At 42.4% G+C, this 290-nt stretch carries 1 protein-coding gene; it reads left to right on the top strand.

The genetic code is table 11. The annotated features are described in order from the left end of the window. The coding region (locus AC1EUY_RS16205) for a hypothetical protein (RefSeq protein ID WP_480196593.1) at positions 1–290 on the top strand (290 nt) is incomplete at both ends.

The following is a 290-nucleotide window of genomic DNA, read 5'->3' as shown; positions in this document are numbered from 1 at the left end:
TTTAGTTCATACCGTTGGTGTAGTAGAGTCCACATCAGATCAAACCTATCCGTTTGTATTGGTCGACAATACAACCAGCGGATCAGATTATGTATTACCACCGGTATTTAGTAATGGTGTTACGTATGATGCTGTTTCGGGTACGATTACGGTTCCAGCAGGGGTTACGAGTTTTACAGTTACGATTGCTACGGTTGATGATGCAGTTGTTGAGTCAGATGAAGTATATGATTTAACGATTGGAGGTATCTCGGCTACAGGTACGATAGAGAATAACGATGTTCCTGCGG

The organism is Maritimimonas sp. 2210JD6-3 (assembly GCF_056591795.1).
The sequence above is the reverse complement of the archived record's forward strand: the minus strand, read 5'-3'. Positions and strand labels throughout refer to the sequence as shown.